The 17,225-nt window shown below is 66.6% G+C and carries 14 protein-coding genes and 1 pseudogene; 14 read left to right on the forward strand and 1 reads right to left on the reverse strand.

Annotated features, from left to right (window positions below):
- Positions 1-38: 38 nt before the first annotated feature.
- From ACOZHM_RS12720 to ACOZHM_RS12755, 8 genes are all read left to right on the forward strand, one after another.
- Positions 39-719 (forward strand): winged helix-turn-helix domain-containing protein, encoded by a 681-nt coding sequence (locus tag ACOZHM_RS12720; protein WP_421569687.1) that lies wholly within the window; start codon positions 39-41, stop codon positions 717-719.
- Between the two features lie 14 nt (positions 720-733).
- Entirely contained in the window at positions 734-2,080 is a 1,347-nt protein-coding gene (locus tag ACOZHM_RS12725; RefSeq protein WP_421569688.1) for an ATP-binding protein, read from the forward strand.
- 18 nt (positions 2,081-2,098) lie between these two features.
- Positions 2,099-2,533 (forward strand): EamA family transporter, encoded by a 435-nt coding sequence (locus ACOZHM_RS12730; protein WP_421569689.1) that lies wholly within the window; start codon positions 2,099-2,101, stop codon positions 2,531-2,533.
- A gap of 116 nt (positions 2,534-2,649) precedes the next feature.
- On the forward strand, positions 2,650-4,356 hold the full coding sequence (locus ACOZHM_RS12735) for a phosphoethanolamine transferase (RefSeq protein WP_421569690.1): 1,707 nt from the start codon (positions 2,650-2,652) through the stop codon (positions 4,354-4,356).
- Between the two features lie 117 nt (positions 4,357-4,473).
- Positions 4,474-5,790: a sensor histidine kinase gene (locus tag ACOZHM_RS12740; RefSeq protein ID WP_421569691.1), complete on the forward strand. Its 1,317-nt coding sequence runs from the start codon at positions 4,474-4,476 to the stop codon at positions 5,788-5,790.
- A 90-nt stretch (positions 5,791-5,880) separates the two neighbouring features.
- Positions 5,881-6,252 carry a diacylglycerol kinase gene (locus ACOZHM_RS12745; RefSeq protein ID WP_421569692.1) on the forward strand — a complete coding sequence of 124 codons (372 nt, stop codon included), beginning with the start codon at positions 5,881-5,883 and terminating at the stop codon, positions 6,250-6,252.
- Positions 6,253-6,266: 14 nt separating this feature from the next.
- On the forward strand, positions 6,267-7,988 hold the full coding sequence (locus ACOZHM_RS12750) for an ArnT family glycosyltransferase (RefSeq protein WP_421569693.1): 1,722 nt from the start codon (positions 6,267-6,269) through the stop codon (positions 7,986-7,988).
- Positions 7,981-8,748, forward strand: coding sequence for a phosphatase PAP2 family protein (locus ACOZHM_RS12755; RefSeq protein ID WP_421569694.1), 768 nt, complete (start codon positions 7,981-7,983; stop codon positions 8,746-8,748). The genes ACOZHM_RS12750 and ACOZHM_RS12755 overlap by 8 nt, the downstream gene beginning before the upstream one ends.
- A 75-nt stretch (positions 8,749-8,823) precedes the next feature.
- Here the strand turns inward: ACOZHM_RS12755 and glmS are convergent, their stop codons facing one another.
- Positions 8,824-10,665, reverse strand: coding sequence for a glutamine--fructose-6-phosphate transaminase (isomerizing) (gene glmS / locus ACOZHM_RS12760; RefSeq protein WP_421569695.1), 1,842 nt, complete (start codon positions 10,663-10,665; stop codon positions 8,824-8,826).
- Between the two features lie 212 nt (positions 10,666-10,877).
- Between glmS and ACOZHM_RS12765 the strand changes: the two genes are divergently transcribed.
- The 6 genes and pseudogenes from ACOZHM_RS12765 to ACOZHM_RS12790 form a co-directional block, all read left to right on the forward strand.
- Positions 10,878-12,146, forward strand: a complete 1,269-nt coding sequence (locus ACOZHM_RS12765) for an efflux RND transporter periplasmic adaptor subunit (protein ID WP_421569696.1) — start codon at positions 10,878-10,880, stop codon at positions 12,144-12,146.
- 32 nt (positions 12,147-12,178) lie between these two features.
- Positions 12,179-12,898 (forward strand): ABC transporter ATP-binding protein, encoded by a 720-nt coding sequence (locus ACOZHM_RS12770; protein ID WP_421569697.1) that lies wholly within the window; start codon positions 12,179-12,181, stop codon positions 12,896-12,898.
- A gap of 11 nt (positions 12,899-12,909) precedes the next feature.
- Positions 12,910-14,211, forward strand: a complete 1,302-nt coding sequence (locus ACOZHM_RS12775) for an ABC transporter permease (protein WP_421569698.1) — start codon at positions 12,910-12,912, stop codon at positions 14,209-14,211.
- Positions 14,212-14,227: 16 nt separating this feature from the next.
- Positions 14,228-15,448 (forward strand): ABC transporter permease, encoded by a 1,221-nt coding sequence (locus tag ACOZHM_RS12780; RefSeq protein ID WP_421569699.1) that lies wholly within the window; start codon positions 14,228-14,230, stop codon positions 15,446-15,448.
- Position 15,449: 1 nt separating this feature from the next.
- A complete protein-coding gene (locus tag ACOZHM_RS12785) occupies positions 15,450-15,863 on the forward strand; it encodes a PDZ domain-containing protein (protein WP_421569700.1) in 414 nt (137 codons plus the stop codon).
- Positions 15,864-15,941: 78 nt separating this feature from the next.
- A pseudogene (locus ACOZHM_RS12790) lies at positions 15,942-17,177 on the forward strand (sigma-54-dependent transcriptional regulator); the annotation flags it as partial.
- Positions 17,178-17,225 lie beyond the last annotated feature (48 nt).

Genomic DNA, 17,225 nt, shown 5'->3' on the forward strand with positions numbered 1-17,225 from the left:
ACAAGGCCTGTGTTGCTCCGCTGCCGAGGTGCGTTGACGTGAAGATCCTGGTCGTCGAGGACGATGCGGAGACCGCCCGCTACATCAGCACCGGGCTGACCGAGCTGGGCCACAACGTTTCCGTCGCCGCGGATGGTCGAGATGGCTTGTTCCAGGGCTCGGACCACGACTGGGACCTGCTGCTGGTGGATCGCATGCTGCCGGGCCTGGATGGCCTGGTGCTGGTGAGTACGCTGCGCGCCGCCGGCGTCGAGGCGCCCGTGCTGTTCCTCACCACTCTCGGCGGCATCGATGACCGGGTCAACGGTCTCAATGCAGGTGCCGATGACTACCTGGTCAAGCCCTTCGCCTTCTCCGAACTGGCCGCGCGCGTGGCGGCGCTTGGCCGACGCCCCCGCAAGACGCAGGCCGACACCGTGCTGCGCGTAGCGGACCTGCGGATGGATCTGGTCGCCAGGACCGTGCAACGCGGGGGGGCCGATGTCGAACTGCAGCCGCGCGAATTCCGGCTGCTTGAGGTATTGATGCGCCATGCCGGCGAAGTGGTCACGCGCACCATGCTGCTGGAAAAGGTCTGGGACCTGCACTTCGATCCGCAGACCAATGTCGTCGAGAGCCACATGAGCCGCCTGCGTGCCAAGCTGGACATCCCTGCGGGCGCGACGCTCATCCACACCATCCGCGGCGCCGGCTACAGCATCCGCGAGCCCAGGCCGTGAATGCGCGTCGGCTGTTGCGCACCTCCAGCTTCCGTCTCACGCTGCGCTATGCACTGATCACCGGCATCAGCTTCCTGCTCATGTTCGGGATCATGATCTGGTCCGCGACCCATTACATGAAAGAGCAGATCGATGCCTCGGTCGCGGCGGAACTTCGTGAGATAGACATCGCCACCGAGGGCACCAGCACCGGTTCGCTGGTGCCGGTCATCACCGCCTCCACCCGCTCGGACAATGGCTTCCACTATCTGCTGCTGACCTCCGACGGCGAGAAAGTCGCCGGCGACCTGCCCGTGCTGATGCATGCCAGCGGGATCGTCGAAGCGTTGTCCGTGCCGGCCTCGGGGGAACGACCGGCCATGACCCTGCGTGGCATTGGCCGCCGCACGGACGACGGTGGGCAGCTGTTTGTAGGAACCTCTTCCCATCAGATCGAAGAGTTGCAGGAGTTCGTCACCCGCTCCTTCCTGCTGGGGCTGGTGGCGTCGATGGTGCTGGTGCTGGTCGGCGGCGCCGTCATGAGTGCGGCGTCACTGCGCCGCGTGGAGCAGATGAGCCAGAGTAGCCGGGACATCATCAATGGCGATCTCGGGCAGCGCATCGCACTGAATGGAAGTGGCGACGAATTCGATCATCTCGCGGTGAGCCTCAACGCCATGCTGGACCGCATCACCGGTTTGATGCGCGGCCTGGAACAGGTATCGGTCGACGTCGCGCATGACCTGCGCACGCCACTGTCCCGTCTACGCCAGAAGCTGGAACTGGTCCATGGACGGCAGGCGAGCGCCGAACAGCTCGAGCACACCGTGGACGCGGCGCTGGTGGACATCGACGCCATCCTGGCCACGTTCTCCGCATTGCTGCGCATCGCTCAGATCGAAGGGGGCAAGCGCCGCGCGAACTTCGCCGCCATCGACCTGGCCGAAGTGATCGACACGGTGGCGGAGATCTACCAGCCTGCGATCGAGGATCGGGGGCAAACGCTGACCCTGCTCGCGGCGGCGCCAGCACGAATCGCTGGCGACCGCGAGCTGCTGACACAGATGGTGGCCAATCTGGTGGAGAACGCCACCCGCCATTCACCGCCTGGGGCGACGATTACCCTTGAAGCGATGCATCGCGGTGAACGGGCCTGCCTGGTCGTGGCAGACACGGGCCCGGGAATCCCGGAAGACGCGCATGCGGCGGTGTTGGATCGCTTTTATCGACTGGACGTCAGCCGCAGCACGCCCGGTAATGGACTCGGCCTCAGCCTGGTGAAGGCCGTCGCCGAACTGCACGGCGCAACGCTGGAACTGGGCGACAACCGACCCGGCCTGCGCGTTGCGCTGGACTTTCCGCCGCACCCATCGCAGCGCTGATTCTCGAGGAGCACCTCCATGCAGAACATTCCGCAGTGGCTGTTTCTGGCAGGTTTGTCGGCCACCTTTGCCGCACTCACCGCGCTGTTTGCCAAGATCGGCGTGAAGAACGTCGATCCTGACCTGGCCATGGCGGTACGGACGCTGATCGTGGCCGCGGTCATCCTTCCGTTGGTGGTGTTCACGGGAAAATGGAGCAACCCACTGCTGCTGCCCGGCCGTACCCAGCTGTTCCTGGTCCTCTCCGCCCTGGCCACGGGTGCGTCGTGGCTGTTTTACTTCCGCGCGCTGCAGGCGGGCGAGCTGGCCAAGGTGGCCGTGGTGGACAAGCTCAGTGTCGTGCTGGTGATCGTGCTGGCATTTGTGCTGCTGGGCGAACGTCCGTCCGGGCGTGAATGGGGCGGCATCGGGCTGGTGGTGGCCGGCGTGATTCTGCTGGCGACGCGGCGTTGACGGTGAACGCCGCGTGTTTTCTATTGATTTCTTAACGAACTCAGACATAACTCCGACCGAAATCCGACGAACGTCAGGCCAGGATTGCCCCACAGTCACTTCCATTGGCCTCCGGCATGGCTTCATCGAACGCAACACAGGCAGCAGCCGACGTCGACACGTCGGGCCGCTCGGCACATCGTGGGGTTGGCGTCTGGAGTGTTGCGAAAAGCTGGCGCCCCGAGATCAGCCAGGAGACCCTCATCCTGGCCTGCAGCCTGTTCTTCGCCGCGGTCAGCAACGGTCCCTTCTGGAAGGCCGCCTATTCGCTGCATCCGGGCAACCTGCTGTTCGCCGTTGCGTTGTTCGGCCTGCTTATCGCCGTCAATGGCCTGCTGCTGTCGCTGCTGATCTGGCGCTGGAGCGCGAAGCCCGTCATCACCGTGCTGCTCGTCGTCACCGCAATGGCCGTGCACTACATGACCACCTACGGGGTGTTCATGGACGCGGACATGGTGCGCAACGTGCTGCAGACGGACGTGAAAGAGTCGCGGGAACTGATGACGCCCAGTCTCATTCTTCCGTTGCTGCTCTTCGCCGTACTGCCCGCGCTGGTGGTCTGGCGCCTGCGCATCACGCCACGTTCCGCGCTGCGGACGCTGTGGGTACGCCCCGCCTTCATGCTGGCATTGGCGATCACCGGCGCAGGCAGCGTCATGCTGGCCAGTGCCGACATCGCGTCGATGGTGCGCAATCATCGTGAGATCAAGTATCTCGCCACGCCGCTCAACTACATCATCGGCCTTCAGCAGAACCTGAAGTCGAGCTCACCCATCAAGCGGGCGCCCAAGACCCCGATCGCGATGGATGCGGTGCGTACTCCGCCCGTCGCGGGCGCGAGGCCGCGCCTGGTGGTGCTGGTGGTCGGCGAAACCGTGCGTGCGCAGAACTGGGGCTTGAATGGCTACGCCCGCCAGACCACACCCGAGCTCGCGCGCATTGGCGTGGTCAACTTCCCGGACATGCACTCCTGCGGCACCAGCACCGAAGTGTCCGTGCCCTGCATGTTCTCCCAGCTCGGCCGCCGCAACTACGACGAGAAGCAGATCCGCTCCGAGCAGTCCTTCCTGAACGTATTGAACCGCGTAGGGATCAACACCCTGTGGCGCGACAACCAGTCGGGTTGCAAGGGCGTCTGCGAGGGCACGCCGTTCGAGTCGCTCTCCGATGCCACCGACCCGAGCCTGTGCGTGAAGGGCCGTTGCATGGACGAGATCCTGATCAAGGGCCTCGCCGAACAGGTACGGGCCACGCCGGGGGACAAGTTCCTCGTGCTGCACCAGCTGGGCAACCATGGCCCCAGCTACTTCCAGCGCTACCCGGACGCGTTCCGCAGGTTCACCCCGCCCTGCGAAAATCCCGAACTCGGCAACTGCCCGCGCGAGCAGATCGTGAACGCGTACGACAACGCCATTCTCTACACGGACCACTTCCTGGCCCAGACCATCCACGCGCTCCAAGGCATGGACGACTACGACACCGCCATGATCTACGTGTCCGACCACGGCGAGTCGCTGGGTGAAAAGGGCCTGTACCTGCATGGCGTTCCGTATGCGATCGCGCCGGCGGAGCAGACCTCGGTGCCCATGGTCATGTGGTTCTCCAGCCGCTTCTCCGGCTCGCGCGGACTGGATACCAGCTGCCTGGAGCAGCGCGCCAGGCAGCGCGCGGACCATGACGTACTGTTCTCCTCCATTCTTGGCCTCCTGCAGGTGAAGACCAAGGCCTACGACGAGACGCAGGATGTCTTCGCATCCTGCCTGAGGTCGGGGACGAACGCCTGACGGAATCACGGCGTCCCTCATGTCCGCGCCTGTTCAGGCCCGGATAAAGCGACTAGAGTTCGAGCCGTACCCGTTGATGGATACTGACTGCGCATGGCAGGGAAAGTACGGAAGCTCATGAAACGCGAGGGGGGCACGCGTGGAATCGCCCGCCCCAGGACCAGCCTGCGGAGCCGGGTCACGCGCTGGCTGGTGGTGTATGCCGCGCTGCTGTCGCTGGCGGTGTTCGTGCACGGCCAGATCGTGAATTCGCAGGCGGAGGATCTGACCTGGCAATCCCTGCTGCAGTCCGAGCTGGAACATTTCGTCCAGCGCGGCGATGAAGACCCCAACTACCGCTGGACGGACACCGATACCGTTCAACTCTACGGCGATGACGACCATTCGCCGATACCGGCCCACTACGCGGCGTTCGGCCCCGGCATTCACGATGGCGTGCGCGTCGGTGACCAGGACAAAGTCATCCTGGTCCGCGAGGTTCGTGGCCGCAAGCTGGTGCTTGCACTGGACATCACCGAGCTGCAGCAGCATGAAGACAATGTCGGCCTGTGGATGCTGGGCTCGAATGTGCTTGCGATCGTGCTGCTGGGCCTGCTGGTGGGATGGGGCCTGGGACGCGTCCTGCGACCGCTCACCGCGCTGTCCAACCGCATCCGCAAACTGACGCCCGAGCAACCGGGCCAGCAGATCGAGATCGACCCGCAGGCGAGTTCGGAGCAGGCGGTCATCACCGAATCGCTGAACGACTACATCCGCCGCAACGAAGAGTTTGTCGAGCGCGAAAAGCAGTTCATCAACAGCGTCAGCCACGAACTGAGAACGCCCGTGGCGGTCATCGCCGGCGCTGCGGATCTGGCCTCCACGCCGGGTGCGTCCGAGAAGATGGTCCAGCACCAGCTCAGCCGCATCCGCGAGATCGCCGCGTCCGTGGAAGAGCTGATCTCGATCCTGCTGGTGCTGGCCAAGAGCGCGGACCGGCTGGAGAAGACCAGCGAGCTGATTTCGCTGACCGAACTGGTCCAGGCCTCGGCCCACGATCATGGCTATCTGTGCGACGACAGGGTGCTGGTGATCGAACTCACCGGGTCCGCGCAACCGGTGATCCTGGCCCCTGCCGCCGTGGTCAACGTCGTGGTCGGCAACCTCATCCGCAACGCCATCGAGAACAGCGACAAGGGCACCATCCGGATCGAGGTGAGCGAGGACGCGCAGGTCGTCATCGACGACCCCGGCCATGGCATGAGCCCGGAAGAGATCAGTGCGTTGTACGCCAGGATGGTCAAGGGCGAAGCACGCGACGGACAGGGCATCGGCCTGGAACTCATCGCACGCCTGTGCGGGCACCTCGACTGGCGGCTCAGCTTCGAGTCCAAGCCGGACGGCAAGGGAACCCGCGCCACCGTGGATATGTCGTCCAGTCTCAAGGGCCTCTGACCGGCCGTTCTCTGACCTATCTCCGACCTGGGGGATCCCACAATGAGCGCGCCGCCTTCGGAGCGGCTCCCTCCTCATCTGTGTGATCCCATGCCCGACCAGTTTGGACATCTTCCGCGTGGCCCCGCGCGCACCTTGAAGGCCTTTGTCTGGTCCATGCAGGGACTGAAGGCGGCGTGGCTTCACGAGTCTTCCTTCCGGCTGGAAGTCATCATGGCGCTGGTGATGGTGCCTGCGGCGCTCTGGCTCGGCCAGACCGGCATCGAGCGGGTGCTGCTGATCCTTCCGGTACTGATGGTGCTGGCGCTGGAGCTGCTCAATTCGGCCGTGGAAGCGGTGATCGAACGCTATGGCGCCGAACACCACGAGCTCGCCGGGCGCGCCAAGGACATGGGCTCGGCCGCCGTGTTCGTGGGCCTGCTGGCCACGGTGGGCACCTGGCTGTTGATCCTGGTCTTCTAGGGAGCCCGCGCGTGATGAACTCCCTTGCCGCGACCGCGCACGCACCCGATGCGGCGGTGCTTCGTCGTCCATGGCGCGCCGTGCTCTGCCTGCTCATGGCACTCAGCCTGTTCGCCGGCCTTGGCCTGCGCGCGCCCGCGCCGCCCGACGAGCCGCGTTTCGTCCTTGCCGCCAAGGCGATGGTCGATACCGGCCAATGGCTGATTCCCCATCGTGGCAGCGAGATCTATGCGGAAAAGCCGCCTGTGTTCATGTGGCTGCAGGCCGCGGCGCACACGGTGGTCGGCAGTTGGGATGTCGCGTTCCTGTTGCCCTCCCTGCTGGCGGCGCTGCTGACACTATGGATGACCTACCGCATCGGCAGGATGCTGTGGACACCGCGGATCGGCTTCTACGCCGCCTTGGCCGTGTTCGCCACCCTGCAGTTTGGCTTGATGGCCAAGCGTGCGCAGATCGACATGGTGCTGGTGGCCATGACCACGGCGGCCATGTGGGGGCTGCTCAAACACCTGCTTGCCGGTCCGAGCCGCGCGGCGCTGTTCTGGGGCGCCGCCGCCGCCGGCGTGGGCACGGTCACCAAGGGCGTGGGCTTCCTGCCCCTGCTCGTGCTCATCCCGTGGGCCGTACTGCGCCTGCGTAACCGCGTTGCTCCCCTCCCTGGCGGCCCATGGCAGTGGTTGCTGGTGCCCGCAGGCGTTGCCACCGGCCTGGCGGTCTGGCTGCTGCCCTTGGGCATTGCCGTGCTGCAGCCGCACGGTGCCGAGCTGGATGCCTATGTGCGCGAAATCCTGTTCCGCCAGACCGCCACCCGCTATGTGGGCGCGTGGCATCACATCCAGCCCGCCTGGTACTACCTGCAGGTGATCCTGACGCTGTGGCTGCCGGGCTGCCTGCTGCTGCCAAAGCTGCTGCCGGCATGGACGCGACGGTTGTCGCGCGGCGATGTCCGCTATGCGCTGCTGCTCGGCTGGGTAGTGCTGACGCTGGTGTTCTTCAGCGCGAGCCCGGGCAAGCGCGAGGTCTACATCTTCCCCGCGCTGCCGCTGCTCTGCATTGCAGCCGCTCCGCTGCTGCCGGGTCTGCTCCGGCAGCGCTTCGCCAGGACGGTGCTCATCGGCTTCAACCTCGTGCTGGGCATTGCCTCTCTGGTCCTCGCGACGGCCATCCTCACCCACGCCAACTGGATCGAGCCCAAGCTGATTGGACGCGACCTGGACGCGGCGGCCATCCAGGCCATCGGCGGGTGGGCGGCTGCATTGGGCGCGGCGCTGCTGGCGCTGGCGGCGGTGCTGCGTGCGCGCCGGCCCGGGCTGCTGGCGGTGCTGACGATGGTCTGTGTGTGGACGGCGTATGGATTCGGCTTCATGCCCGCACTGGACAACTCCGCGTCGGCCAAGCAGGTCATGCACAAGGTGTTCGCCACGATAGGGCCATACGGCGAGCTGGGTCTGGTGGATTTCAAGGAACAGAACTACCTGCAGGCCCGCGGGCGCGCTACCGACTTCGGCTACAAGCAGCCGTGGGATGTGCAGTGGCATCGCGCGCGCGCGTGGGCCGCCGACTACCCCGGTCGCCGCTGGATCCTGGTGACCGACCGGGCACTGGGCCGTTGCGTCGACAGGACGCAGGCGATCACCGTCGGCCAGGCGAACCGGAACACCTGGATGCTGGTGCCGAGCGCGGCCTTGATCAGCCCCTGCGAAGACAAGATCAGCTGGGTCGAAGCCGATGAGTAACGAGTTCGGCAGCACGCTGGCGGTCACGCGCGATACCCACCGCACGGTGGTGCGGCCGAACCCGATGACGCATGTCGTCATCCCGCTGGTGGCGGTTTTGGTCGCCTCCTTCGTCCTCATGCAGCATTACGGCGACCTGCAGGTGTCGGCGTGGCTCTACGCCGCCCAAGGTCACAGCTGGGCGCTCAAGGATGCCTGGATCACCGAACAGGTGATCCACAAGCTTGGCCGCAACCTGTCCGTCGGCGCCGGCCTGGTCGTGTTGGGGCTGGCCATCGCATCGGCCTGGAAACCTTCGCTCGCAGGGCTGCGCCGACCGCTGCTGCGACTGTTCGTGTCCGTCGCACTCTCCACGATCCTGGTCTCGCTGCTGAAAAAGCACACCGGCATGGATTGCCCGTGGGACCTGACCCGCTTCGGCGGCAGCCGGGAGTACTACGGGCTGTTCGACGCCCGCCCGGCCGGCGTCCGGGCCAGCGGCTGCTTTCCCGCCGGGCACGCGAGCGCAGGCTATGCCTGGCTCGCGCTGTACTTCTTTGCACTGGAGGTCTGGCCCAGGTGGAGGTATCCCGCACTGGGCCTGGCCGCAGCGATGGGAATGCTGTTTGGCATCTCGCAACAGCTCCGGGGCGCCCACTTCATGTCTCACGACGTCTGGACAGCGGCGATCTGCTGGTTCACGGCGCTGGCGCTGTTCGTGCTCTGGCCGCCAAAAAAAACCGCTGACGCTGCGCGAGGCCGGTCGGGAGCAGCGGACTAACAGTCCGCCCTACCACCGTGCCAGCACGTCGGCGTGCCGCCCGGTCCGTGATCCCCGGTCCGGGCGGCCTTGCGGTTATTCCACTGTCACGCTCTTGGCCAGGTTGCGCGGCTTGTCCACGTCGGTGCCGCGCGCCAGCGCGGTGTGGTAGGCCAGCAGCTGCACCGGGATGGTGTGCACCACCGGGCTCAGTACGCCGGCATGGCGCGGGGTGCGGATGACGTGCACGCCTTCGGACTCGATGAAGTTGCTGTCCTGGTCGGCGAACACGAACAGCTCGCCGCCACGCGCGCGCACCTCCTGCATGTTGGACTTCACCTTCTCCAGCAGGCTGTCGTTGGGCGCGATCACCACCACCGGCATGTCTTCGTCCACCAGCGCCAGCGGACCGTGCTTGAGCTCGCCGGCCGGATAGGCCTCGGCGTGGATGTAGGTGATTTCCTTGAGCTTGAGCGCGCCTTCCAGCGCGATCGGGTAATGCAGGCCACGGCCCAGGAACAGCGCGCTGCTCTTGCGCGCGAAGCGCTCCGCCCATGCGGCGATCTGCGGCTCCATGTTCAGCGCATGCTGCACGCTGCCCGGCAGGAAGCGCAGCTGCTCCAGGTAGTCCGCTTCCTGCGCCGCATCGATGCGGCCGTGCAGCTTGCCCAGCACCACGGTGAGCTGGAACAGCGCGGCCAGCTGGGTGGTGAAGGCCTTCGTGGAGGCCACGCCGATCTCGGCGCCGGCACGGGTGTAGCAGACCAGCTCGCTGGCGCGCGGAATCGCACTTTCCGGCACGTTGCAGATCGACAGCGTGTGCAGGTGGCCCAGCGACTTGGCGTACTTCAGCGCCTCCATTGTGTCCAGGGTTTCACCGGACTGGGAGATGGTGACGATCAGGTGCTTGGGGTTGGCATACGCGGCGCGGTAGCGGTACTCGCTGGCGATTTCCACGCTGCACGGCAGGCCGGCGATGGATTCGATCCAGTAGCGCGCGGTCAAACCGGCGTAGTAGCTGGTACCGCAGGCCAGGATCTGCACGCCTTCGATGCCCGACAGCACCGCTTCGGCGTTCTTGCCGAACAGCTCGGCCGGGAAACCACCGGCGTCGATCGCCGCTTCGATGGTGTCGCCCAGCGCGCGCGGCTGCTCGTGGATTTCCTTCTGCATGAAGTGGCGGTACGGGCCCAGCTCCAGCGAGGCCAGCGACACATCCGACTGGTGCACGCCACGGTCCACCGGCTGGTTGTGCTCGTCATACACCTGCACGCCATCGCGGCGGATGTCGGCGGTGTCGCCCTCTTCCAGGAAGATGACGTTGCGGGTGGCGGAGATCACCGCCGACACGTCCGAGGCCACGAAGTTCTCGCCCTGGCCCAGGCCCACAAGCAGCGGGCAGCCCATGCGCGCGCAGACGAAGTGATCGGGTTCGGCGCGGCTCATCACCGCCAGCGCGTAGGCACCGGTCAGCTCCTTCACCGTGCGCTGCAACGCCGAGAGCAGGCTGTCGCCGTGCTTGAGGTTGTGGTGCATCAGGTGCGCGATGACTTCGGTGTCGGTCTGCGACTCGAACACGTAGCCCAGGCCACGCAGGCGCTCACGCTGCTCTTCGTGGTTCTCGATGATGCCGTTGTGCACCAGCGCCACGCCGTGGCTGATGTGCGGGTGGGCATTGGCCTCGGTCACGCCGCCGTGGGTCGCCCAGCGCGTATGCCCGATGCCCAGCGTGGCGTCAAACCCTTCGGCCAGCGCGGCCTTCTCCATCTCGGCGACCCGGCCGGTGCGACGCACGCGGCGCACGTCTGGCTTGGCCTGGGTCTGGTCCAGCACCGCGATGCCGGACGAGTCGTAGCCCCGGTATTCCAGTCGCTTCAGTCCTTCGATCAGTACCGGCACCACATCGCGATTCGCGATCGCCCCCACAATCCCGCACATAGATTCAGATCCCTGCTGTCGAACCCGCATTCTAGCGTGGGCCGCCGTACGGCTTGGTCGCCGGACGCTTAACGAAAGTGTCCGGTCAGGTGTCCGCGGACACCCGGACAGCCGGAGCGGCCTCGCAAACCATTGTTTTATAAGGCCTCAAAGTTGGCACGCGGCGTGCTTTGTATACAGCAACTACCGCAACCCAACCGCGAACGAGCCCGATGATCCGCGACACTTCCGCACAGGACCAGACCCTTTCGACTCCGTCCACGGCGGCGCCGTGGAAGCGCTGGCTGTGGCCGGGCATCGCCGCGCTGGTGGTGGTGCTGGCCATCGCCTTCGCCGCCCGCGCCTGGCTGGGCGCCAGCCGCTCGTTCGACAGCGGGCGGGTGCGCATTGCCGAGGTGAAGCAGGGCGACCTGGTCCGCGACCTGGCGGCCGACGGCAAGGTGATCGCCGCCAACAGCCCGATCCTGTACGCGATCTCGGCCGGCACGGTGGACCTGAAGGTGGTCGCCGGCGATGTGGTGAAGAAGGGCCAGGAGCTGGCGATCATCGACAGCCCCGAGCTGCGCAGCAAGCTGGCCCAGGAACGGGCCACGCTGGCCGGCCTGGAAGCCGAGGCCGGCCGCGCCGTGCTCGATGCCACCCTGGCCCGCGCCAAGGCCAGCAAGGAAACCGACCAGGCCACCATCGAACGCCAGGCCGCCGAGCGCGACCTGCAGCGCTACCAGCGCGGCTTCGACGGCGGCGCGGTGCCGCAGATCGACCTGGCCAAGGCCAACGACAGCCTGAAGAAGGCCGACATCTCGCTGGCCAATGCCCGCACCGACGCCCGCCTGCAGGGCCAGGGCGCGGACCTGGATGCACGCAACAAGCGCCTGTTGGCCGACCGCCAGCGCGCCGTGGTGGACGAAGTGCAGCGCCAGGTGGACGCGCTGACCCTGCGCGCGCCGTTCGATGGCCAGGTCGGCCAGGTGCAGGCCACCCAGCACACCAACGTGATCGCCAATGCGCCGATCCTGGGCGTGGTCGACCTGTCGCGCTTCGAGATCGAGATCAAGGTGCCGGAGAGCTTCGCCCGCGACCTGTCGATCGGCATTCCGGCCCAGCTCACCAGCGGCAACGGCCAGCCGTTCCCGGGCGAGATCAGCGCGGTGTCGCCCGAAGTGGTGGCCGGCGAAGTCAACGCCCGCATCCGTTTCTCCGACAAGCAGCCGCAGGGCCTGCGCCAGAGCCAGCGCATGCAGGCCCGGGTGGTGCTCGATACCCGCCGCAACGTCATCAAGGTCGAACGTGGCCCGTTCGTCGAACAGGGCAACGGCCAGGCCTACGTCATGGACGGCAGCACCGCGATCCGCCGCCCGGTGCGGCTGGGCGTCAGCAGCCTGGGCGAAGTGGAAATCCTGTCCGGCCTGCGCCCGGGCGACCGCGTGGTCGTCTCCGGCGCCGAACTGTTCGGCGACGCCGAATCCGTCTCCATCAACTGATCACCCTCACTACGCCAACCAAGGAAACAGCCATGCTCGAGATGCGCTCGGTCGCCAAAGTATTCCGCACCGAACAGGTGGAAACCCATGCCCTGCGTTCGTTGGACCTGCATGTCCGCGAGGGTGAATTCGTTGCGGTGACCGGCCCGTCCGGTTCGGGCAAGACCACCTTCCTCAATATCGCCGGCCTGCTGGAGACCTTCACCAGCGGCACCTACCTGCTCGACGGGCAGGACGTGAGCAAGCTGGGCGACGACGCGCGCAGCCGCCTGCGCAACCAGAAGATCGGCTTCATTTTCCAGGGCTTCAACCTGATCTCCGACCTGAATCTGTTCGACAACGTCGACGTGCCGCTGCGCTATCGCGGCATGCCCGCCAGCGAGCGCAAGCAGCGCATCGAACGCGCACTGGGCCAGGTTGGCCTGGGTTCGCGCATGAAGCATTACCCGTCCGAACTGTCGGGCGGCCAGCAGCAGCGCGCGGCCATCGCGCGTGCCCTGGCCGGCAGCCCACGCCTGCTGCTGGCCGACGAACCGACCGGCAACCTGGACAGCCAGATGGCCCGCGGGGTGATGGAACTGCTGGAGGAAATCAACGCTGCCGGCACCACCATCGTCATGGTCACCCATGACCCGGAACTGGCCGCACGCGCCCAGCGCAACGTGCACATCGTCGATGGCCAGGCCACCGACCTGGTGCGCGAACCGGTGCTGGCCACGCCGCGCGCCGCCGTCGCCACGCTCAACGACTGAGGCCCGCCGCCATGCTCGCCTACTATTTCCGACTGGCCCTGCGCAGCTTCCGGCGCAACAAGGTGCTGACCGCGCTGATGGTGATCGCCATCGCGCTGGGCATCGGCGCCTCCATGACCACCCTGACCGTGTTCCACGTGCTCTCCGGCGATCCGATCCCGCAGAAGAGCGACCGCCTGTTCAACGTCCAGGTCGACCCGCGCCCGATGATCGGCTACCAGCCCAGCGAAGAGCCCGAGGAGCAGGTCACCCGCTTCGACGGCGAAACCCTGCTGCGTGAGAAGAAGGCCAAGCACCAGGTGCTGATGACCGGCGGCGGCGTCACCGTGGAACCGGACAGCAGCACGCTGCGTCCGTTCGACACGGATGCGCGCTACACGTCCAGCGATTTCTTCAGCATGTTCGATGCCCCGTTCAAGTACGGCCAGGGCTGGAAGGCCGACCAGGACGAAGGCCGTGGCCGCGTCGCGGTGATCTCCAAGGCGCTTAACGAGAAGCTGTTCAACGGCCAGAACAGCGTCGGCAAGCCGCTGCGCATGGATGGGTACACCTTCAACATCGTCGGTGTGCTGGACGAATGGAATCCCAACCCGCACTTCTACGACCTGGAAACCGGCCGCTACGGCGACAGCGAAGACATCTTCGTGCCGGTGTTCACCGCGCTGGACCTGAAGTTCGGCCGCAACGGCAACATGAACTGCTGGGACAACGCCAACGGCGAAGAGACCGCGCTCAACGCGCCGTGCGTGTGGATGCAGTACTGGGTGGAACTGGCCTCGCCGGCCGATGCGGCTGACTACCGGGCGTATCTGGAGAACTACTCGGCGCAGCAGAAGGCGGCCGGTCGCTTCCAGCGTCCGTCGAATGTTCGCCTGCGCAACGTGATGGAGTGGCTGGACTTCAAGCAGGTGGTGCCCAGCGACGTGCGCCTGCAGCTGTGGCTGGCACTGGGCTTCCTGGCGGTGTGCCTGATCAACACCGTGGGCCTGCTGCTGGCCAAGTTCCTGCGCCGCAGCGGTGAGATCGGCGTGCGCCGTGCACTGGGTGCAAGCCGTGGGCAGATCTTCCTGCAGTCGCTGGTGGAAGCCGGCACCGTCGGCCTGGCCGGTGGCGTGCTCGGCCTCGGGCTGGCCCTGCTCGGCCTGTATGCCGTACGCCAGCAGCCGGTGGACTACGCCAAGCTGGCCACGCTGGACGGCAAGATGCTGCTGCTCACCTTCGGCCTGACCCTGGCGGCCAGCCTGTTGGCCGGTTTCCTGCCGGCGCTGCGCGCCATGCAGGTCACGCCCGCCATCCAACTCAAATCGCAGTAAGGCTCCGGAGCACATCATGGATATCCGTCCCATCCTGACCACGCTGCGCCGGCACAAGACCGCCGCCGCCCTCATCGTGCTTGAGATCGCGCTCACCTGCGCGATCGTCTGCAACGCGCTGTTCCTGATCGGCCAGCGCCTGGAGAAGATCAACCAGCCCAGCGGCATTGCCGAACAGGAGCTGCTGGAAGTGCGCCTGGGCGGCATCGGCAAGCAGGTCAACGCCACCGCGCGTACCCGCGAGGACCTGGCCGCCCTGCGGTCCATTCCCGGGGTCAAGAACGCAGTGGCGATCAACCAGCTGCCGTTCCGGCGCAACTCCTGGAACACCAGCCTGTCGCTGATCCCCGACCAGGAACGCCCCAACTTCAACGCCGCGCAGTACTTCTCCATGGAAGGCACGCTGGATACCATGGGCCTGCAGCTGGTGGCCGGCCGCGACTTCGAGGGCGACGAGTTCGCCAATCTGGAAGACGTGGAGAAGGACGCTGACATCGAGAAGCGCGGCTCGGCGGTGATCCTGAGCAGCAAGGCCGCCACCAAGCTGTTCCCGGATGGCCAGGCCATCGGCAAGACGATCTACAGCGGGCGCATGCCGCTGCGCATCGTGGGTGTGGTGAAGGAACTGGCGCGCCCGGTGACGGTGGAGTCCGACACCGGCTATTCAATGATCCTGCCGGTGCGGGTCAACTACGATATGGGCACGTACCTGATCCGCGTGACCGACGCGGCGCGCCGCCAGGAAGTGCTCACCGCCGCTGTGTCCGCTCTGGAGAAGGTGGACAGCAGCCGCATGGTGCGTGCCAAGCTCACCTACGAGGAGCAGCGCACCAAGTACTTCCAGAACGATCGCGCGATGGTCGGCCTGCTCATCACCGTGTGCGTGGCGTTGCTGGTGGTGACCGCGCTGGGCATCGTGGGCCTGGCCAGCTTCTGGGTGCAGCAGCGCACCAAGCAGATCGGCATCCGCCGTGCGTTGGGCGCCACCCGCGGCCAGATCCTGCGCTACTTCCAGACCGAGAACTTCCTGCTGGCCACCGTGGGTATTGTGCTGGGCATGCTGCTGGCGTACTCCATCAACCTCTGGCTGATGGGTGCCTACGAGCTGCCGCGCATGCCGATCAGCTACCTGCCCATCGGCGCGGTGCTGCTGTGGCTGCTGGGTCAGATCGCGGTATTCGGGCCGGCCCACCGCGCGGCCGCGGTACCGCCCGCCGTCGCCACCCGGAGTGCATGACATGACCATCAAGACCTCGCTCCATATCGCGCTGGCGGGCCTGCTGCTGGTCAGCGCCACGGCCTGCGCCGAAGGCACGCGTACCGAATCCTCGCGCATGGACTGGCGCCAGGACGGCGCGCGCCTGACCCTGGAATCCGCACAGGGCGCCGTCAACGTCACCGCCGCCTCCCCGGCCAGCCGCTTCGGCGTACAGGCCGGCGACCAGGTGCTGCGCGTGGATGGCGTGCCGGTGCACAAGGTGGGCGAGCTGACCGACGCACTGTCGGCCAGCGACAAGGCCAGCGTGCCGGTCACGGTACGCCGCGCCGGTCGCGACCAGGTGGTCAGCGTGCCCACCGCAGCGTGGCGGGCGGTACAGCCACCGCCGCCGCCGCGGCCCCCTGCACCGCCGTCACCACCGGACCGCCCGTAAGCCAGATCCCGGGCCCCCCCTGCCGGTGGGCCCGGCGCTCGGGTACTCTCTGCCTACCTTCCGGTCTCTCGTTGCCGCATGCCTTCGATCCTGATCATTGACGACAACGCCAGCGTGGCCACCGCGCTGGAAGTACTGTTCTCGCTGCACGATATCGAGGCCGTGCACGCGCTGTCGCCCGAGGCCGGCCTGGCCATGCTGGAACAACAGCCGGTGGACCTGGTCATCCAGGACATGAATTTCACCGAAGACACCACCTCCGGCGAAGAGGGCGAGGCGCTGTTCCAGCAGATCCGCGCACGCCACCCGGACCTGCCGGTGATCCTGCTCACGGCCTGGACCCACCTCAGCAGCGCGGTGGACCTGGTCAAGGCCGGCGCTGCCGATTACCTGGCCAAGCCTTGGGACGACCGCAAGCTGCTGACCACGGTCAACAACCTGCTGGAGTTGTCCGAGGCCCGCCGCGAACTCGACCGCCGCCGTGCACGCGAACAGCGCGACCGTACCGCCCTGGAGACACGTTACGACCTGCGCGGCGCGGTGGTGGCCGACCCGGCCAGCGAACGCGTGGTCAACCTGGCGTGCCAGGTCGCACGCTCGGAACTGCCTGTATTGATCACCGGTCCCAACGGCGCCGGCAAGGAGAAAATCGCCGAGATCATCCAGGCCAATTCGCTGGTCGCCAAGGGTCCGTTCGTGGCGCTCAACTGCGGCGCGATTCCGTCGGAACTGATCGAGGCCGAACTGTTCGGCAGCGAGGCCGGCGCCTATACCGGGGCCAACAAGGCCCGCGAAGGCAAGTTCGAGGCCGCCGATGGGGGCACGCTGTTCCTGGACGAGATCGGCAATCTTTCGCTGGGCGGCCAGATGAAGCTGCTGCGCGTGCTGGAGACCGGCCGCTTCGAGCGGCTCGGCTCCAACCGCGAGCGCCAGGTCAAGGTACGCGTGATCAGTGCGACCAACGCCGACCTGCCGGCGATGATCCGCGACGGCCAGTTCCGCGAAGACCTGTATTACCGCCTCAACACGGTTGAACTGGCGTTGCCGCCGCTGGCCGAGCGCCCGGGCGACATCCTGCCGCTGGCCGAACGCTTCCTCGGCGACGGCAAGCCGCTGTCCAACGCCGCCGCCACTGCGCTGCAGCGCCACGCGTGGCCGGGCAACGTGCGCGAGCTGCGCAACGTGATCCAGCGCGCCGGGCTGCTTGCACAGGGGCCGCGCATCGAAGTGGCGGATCTGAACCTGCCGCGGGGGGGCGCGCCCCCGGGGGCCGCCCCCCGGGGGGCCCCCCCCCCCCCCCGCACCGAAAAGGCGAGAACGCCCACCACCCCCACAAAATAACCACCCCGCGCCCAAAAGGGG

The organism is Stenotrophomonas sp. PD6 (assembly GCF_049199305.1).
Classification (GTDB): domain Bacteria; phylum Pseudomonadota; class Gammaproteobacteria; order Xanthomonadales; family Xanthomonadaceae; genus Stenotrophomonas.